Below are 5,368 nucleotides of genomic sequence, written 5' to 3'. Positions count from 1 at the left end.
TAGAACTCTTTAAATATCTTTCCATCGCTGCCGTAAAGTTTGGTGGAAAGATTGGGCTCGATATTATGCAGTTGAGAAAGGGAGGGAAGGTCTTTCCTGTAGGTCCGGTAGGTTTTGGCCAGAGAGATGGTAAGCAGGACTACTATCAATAAAGCTACTGCTACCAGTATGTAAAACTTCTTCTTATTTTTTATCTTAAGCATACTTTTCAATTTATATTATTCACACTCGAAGTGTCAAGTGTAAATCGATATGTTGTCAAATATATATCTGTTAAATTGAATGCAGAGTATTGTATGAAAATTTGGCTTGATTTTCATTAGAAAATAGTTATATAATCAAATAGTTTCTGATTTTAGATTCAAGGGCAATTTTAAATAATTTACGTTTCAGGAGGTTGAATGTTAGGTGTGAAAGAGCAGTTAGAGGTGATCAGAAGGGGAACTGTCGAGATCATCCCTGAAGAGGAGCTGATAAAAAAACTTGAGGTGTCAATTAAGGAAAATAAGCCACTCCGCATCAAAATGGGGTTTGACCCGACTGCGCCGGACATTCACCTGGGACATACGGTGGGAATAAGAAAGTTGAAGCAGTTCCAGGAATTAGGACACCTGGTTGTGCTGATCATCGGAGATTACACTGGAATGGTGGGTGACCCTTCAGGCCGCTCTGAGACCAGACCTCAGCTTTCTTATGAGGAAGTCAGGAAAAATGCTGAGACCTATCAAGAACAGTTTTTCAAGATACTGGACAAGAAGAAAACTGAAGTCCATTTCAACGGAGAATGGTTCTCCAAAATGAGCTTTCAGGAGGTCATGCATTTAGCCTCCAAATTCACTTTAGCCCGCATCCTGGAAAGGGACGATTTTGCTGAAAGGTATAAGGAGCAAAGTCCAATCAGTTTACACGAGTTATTCTATCCCATAATGCAGGGATATGATTCGGTGGCGATAAAGGCTGATTTAGAAATCGGGGCAACTGAGCAGAAATTCAACCTTTTGACTGCCAGGCAGATTCAACAAGAGTATGGGGTTCCTCCTCAAGTGATTTTGACTATGCCAGTTCTGCCTGGAACAGACGGGGTTCAGAGGATGAGCAAATCTCTCGGCAATTATATCGGAATCGATGAGTCACCTGAGGAGATTTTCGGTAAAATTATGTCTATCCCGGATGAGCTTATTTATCCTTATTTTGAACTTTTGACTGATGTATCGAAAGAAGAACTAGAAAAGATAAAAAGAGAGCTAAAGGGTGCTGAGCTTGAGCGTGAGTATGAGAGACACTTCATTAAAAAAGTATATCTGGGATCTCCAGAAGAGTCAGAGGGTAAAAAAGTTAATCCGATGGAATGGAAAAAAAGACTGGGGTCAGAGATTGTGAAATTGTACCATAACCAGAAAGATGCGGAGAAGGCTCAAGCCGAGTTTGAAAAGGTCTTTTCGAAAAAAGAGTTGCCGGAGAAAATTGAGGTTTTCCATTTGAAAACAGACAAGCCCACAATCTGGATCGTGAAGCTTCTTACTGAAACCGGCCTCTGCTCTTCTTCCTCAGAAGCGCGCAGACTAATTAAACAGGGAGGGGTATATATAGATAATCAAAAAGTTGAAGATGAAAATCTGCAGGTAGAAACCAACGGCGAAAAACTCATAAAAGTCGGGAAAAGAAAATTTCTAAAAGTTTTGGGGGAGTGAGAAATATCAAGGTCTCAGATTTATGAATAGCAGTGGTTTTATTTGCTAAGGATTTAGCAGTTCGTTAAATCTCCAGATTAAAAAACTAAATCCTCCATTTTTTTGACTCATCTAATTGTGATCATACTTTCTTTCTCTGGATGGATGGATCTTTCAAATCAGATTTTCTTTTTTTAAGACCTTTCCTCATATTTTTTTCCTTGACAATCTAACTCAGGATTCATTTTTTGAGAAAAAAGAGGGGAAAAGAACTTTAATGGACTAAAGAAGAAAAGGGAGTTTTTGGATTTTCCTCCAGGGGTTCTCATCGGTTTTAACTTTTCTTCTAAGATTACAAGCTAAAAAAAGAATTTCTGAGTTTTCATTTTATCCTTTAACCACTAAGGTACTATCACCACAGGAGGTGATGTCTAAAGGGAAAAGAAGGTAAACCAGTCCAGATTTCACTTTTTTTTCCAAAAGGAGGAAATCATATGAAGAGAAGTACTCTTATGGTTTTGTTCGTCCTTTTAAGCTTCACGGCTTTTTCTGTGGTGCTTTCTGCAAAGGAAAGAGAAAGTCAAAACCTCAAGAACCCAACTCACATTCAGAAGACAGAACCCGGTCCTGGACCTGAGGCATTTCCACAGGTGAATTTACCTAAAACCAAGCCGGTAGTAGGGACTCTGGAGGATTTTCAGAAGCTCCTGGATCGAAAAGGGATGACTCCGGAGATGCTGGAAAGATTAAAAACAGACAAGACCGAGCTTATGGAGGAAGGAGTGGAAGAAAAGGAGCCTGCCCTTTGTACTATAGCTAATCAGGTGGCTCCTTGCTGTTACGTACATACCAACCCCAATCCTTTCCTGATCTGCTGGGGCCAGATAGCAATTGCAACATTTACAAATCCTGAGGATTCCGCCTGGACCCTGGCACGCTGCGCCTATCCTGTCTATCCCTTCATGGCTAAACAGGTGATGTTTGCTTTTAGCGTTTCTGATACCTGTACTGTGCTTCTCCAGCCAGAGATAAGGAAGGTGGCTTATGTAAATGGTTGTCCTGTTCCCGGAGATTCTCTTCTTACCGGCCCGGTCTATCAGGTTCATCTGATAGTTGGGACTAATCAAACCTATATGGGTCTAGGAGACTCGATCTGCCTGAATGAGCCTTGGTTTGCCGTCATGCATATCCTGAACACGGATGACTTCTTGGATACGATCTACTGCAAGACTGCGCCATATAATCTCTACATCTCGGAGATAGCCGACAATTCAGGCAGAGTCTGCCAGAGTTACTGGTCAACGTCTTTGTACCCTGACACTTGGTTTGACGTGGTGTCGAACGGCATATCGTTCGGCGCGGTGAGAGTGCGAACCAGAGGCAATTCCCCATCTGATAACACTTGTCCTATTCCACCCAATCCCTGGTACTTCAAAGATAGTTATCAGAATGCACCTTGCGGGGTGCCAGATTTTGATCAGTATCAGATGCCGGGACCTGCTTATTGCGGGCCAACTGCTGGTGCTAATTCGGTCTGGTGGTTTTCAGCCAGAGGAGATTTTCAACCCTCCTGGGGGGGCCTGGATTCGGCTCACGTTCAGAATCTGATCAATGAGATAGCAGTGGCAGCAGGAACGAACCCGAATAATGGTACCGAATGCGATAGTTTAGGAAGTGCGATTCTGTCTGTTATCAAATCCCATGGTGGCTGGTGGTTTACAGAGACCACGGTTTACAAACCTGATTTCTGGTATCTTCAGAAAGAGCTAAAGGCATCTGAAGATGTGATTTTGCTTCTGGGATTCTGGCAGTTAGATGGCAGCACCTGGAAAAGATTTGGTGGTCATTTCGTCACCTTAGCAGGAGTGGACATTTACAACTACAAATTCGCCTTCAGTGACCCGGCTCTGGATAATGCCGAGAGCGGAATGCCAGGCACAATTTGCCACGACTCTTTGATTCCTTATCCTCATCCAGGCCAGCCATTAGTTCATGACAATACATCCAATGCCTCGCATGATTATTACAATGCTGCCTGGCCCTCCACCAGTCCCGGAGGTTACGTTTACCTGCCCGATTATACGGCAACCTGGGCTAATTTCCAGGACCAGAACTTCAGAGCCGTACATCTATCTTATAAGGCGACTTATAATCCAGCCCTGCCAGTCACAGTCGAGATCGAGCAGGCGATTGTAGTCTCTCCTGGCGCCAAGGGAATGGAAGGTGAGGTTCAAAGCTCCAAAGCCTATGAGATTAATAACAATTCAGGCGGACTGGATGCGTTTGCGGTTACCTTCGGTGCAAATACTATCAGCGGTCTGTATAAGGGAAGTATTATGGCGGGAACCTCCCAGTCTGATCTGAATAACGACTACGGAAGCTATTCTCCAGCCCGAACTTTTAACCCATCCGGTCCACCGGCTCTGGATAGCTTCACCGTGACCGGGGCAGCGGGAGACTACAATATCTATCAGCTTACCAACCGTTTCGAGCAGAAATCTATTCCCGGGCTGGATATTACCGAGTATGCCTTTGGGTTCTGGGTTCCAGCAGGAGGAGTGGGTGACTGTGAATATGTGGTCGAGGATGCATTTATTTTCGACAACACTAATGCCTTAGAAATAGCCGGCTTACAGACAGCTATATTCCTGGATTATGATATTGGAGTAAGCAACGCCTGTAATGTAGATTTTGACCAGGTGCACAGGTCGATGTGGATGTGGGACCAATCTGCTCCGGATACGGTTTTCGGGGTGACCAAGATACCGGCTGTGGTTGGAGATAAAGCAGTGACCGGATGGGGGATAAGCAATACAGCCAGGATCTATGATGGGCAGTATCTGGATTCTTTGAAATACTGGATGGAAAATCTAGGATGGGGAGCTGATAATCCCACAGCTTTTGAGGATAAATCGATACTTCTAGCTGACAGCAGCTTCAGCTTAGCCTCGGGTGAGATGAGAATGGAGAAATGGCTCAAGTGGGGATACCGAACGCCTATCGGCACAAGCGGTGATGCGGCCTGGAGGCACTTCCTTTACCACGTGTTGCACCAGCAGGGGTACTACCGGGGAGACGTGAACAGGGACAGGAAACTGAATATAGCAGATATAGTCTATCTGGTCGCTTACGTTTTCAAGAGCGGGCCGATGCCTACCGAGTTTGCGGATCAGGGGGATGTCAATCAGGATGATAACGTGAATGTAGCTGACATCGTGTATTTGGTTGACTTCATGTTTAAGAGAGGGGCTGCCCCGATTGACAAGAACCGCTTCCTGGTGAATTCTCCATTTGTGGATTCCACTCACAAAACTTTGGCAGTGAGGAGCCCGGGACTGTTCGGCGATCCTAATTGGTGGAATCTCGGCCGGTAGCTAAAATTCGAGACAGTAAACGCAAAATCCCTTCCTCGAAAGGGGGAGGGATTTTTTTTAAACGGACAAATAATTCCAGGAATAAGAGGCAGAAGATATTGATAAAAACCAACCATTTCAAGTGGTAATCCTCCTCGTAAGGCGAATGCACATTTAAGAAAATGGTTTGTCCAATTTCCCTGCGGAAAGGCATTTCTGACTCAAAAAAACCTACTCGCGTTAATTCCCGGCTCAGATACGCAATGCTAACTAAAGGAATTTTTGCACTCTTTTACATATTGACAAAATAAGTTTTTGCACTATTATACTCAGGAAGGACAATAG

Annotated in this window: 3 protein-coding genes; 2 read left to right on the top strand and 1 reads right to left on the bottom strand. The window is 44.1% G+C overall.

All coding sequences use genetic code 11. The features are described 5' to 3' along the window. Window positions 1-203, bottom strand: a 203-nt coding sequence (locus tag MUP17_13030) for a hypothetical protein (protein ID MCJ7459892.1), incomplete at its 3' end; no start/stop codon positions are given. A 198-nt stretch (window positions 204-401) separates the two neighbouring features. Between MUP17_13030 and tyrS the strand changes: the two genes are divergently transcribed. Continuing rightward, window positions 402-1,691, top strand: a complete 1,290-nt coding sequence (gene tyrS, locus MUP17_13025) for a tyrosine--tRNA ligase (protein ID MCJ7459891.1) — start codon at window positions 402-404, stop codon at window positions 1,689-1,691. Between the two features lie 473 nt (window positions 1,692-2,164). Beyond that, complete coding sequence (locus tag MUP17_13020; protein MCJ7459890.1) at window positions 2,165-5,044, top strand: dockerin type I repeat-containing protein; 2,880 nt, start codon at window positions 2,165-2,167, stop codon at window positions 5,042-5,044. Window positions 5,045-5,368 lie beyond the last annotated feature (324 nt).

The sequence above is a fragment of the Candidatus Zixiibacteriota bacterium genome, from assembly GCA_022865345.1.
Lineage (GTDB): Bacteria > Zixibacteria > MSB-5A5 > MSB-5A5 > RBG-16-43-9 > RBG-16-43-9.
This window is presented reverse-complemented; position numbering and strand designations above follow the sequence as displayed.

Coding starts and splice junctions, on each gene's coding strand:
- tyrS (MCJ7459891.1), top strand. CDS start 402: ATGTTAGGTGTGAAAGAGCAGTTAGAGGTGATCAGAAGGGGAACTGTC.
- MUP17_13020 (MCJ7459890.1), top strand. CDS start 2,165: ATGAAGAGAAGTACTCTTATGGTTTTGTTCGTCCTTTTAAGCTTCACG.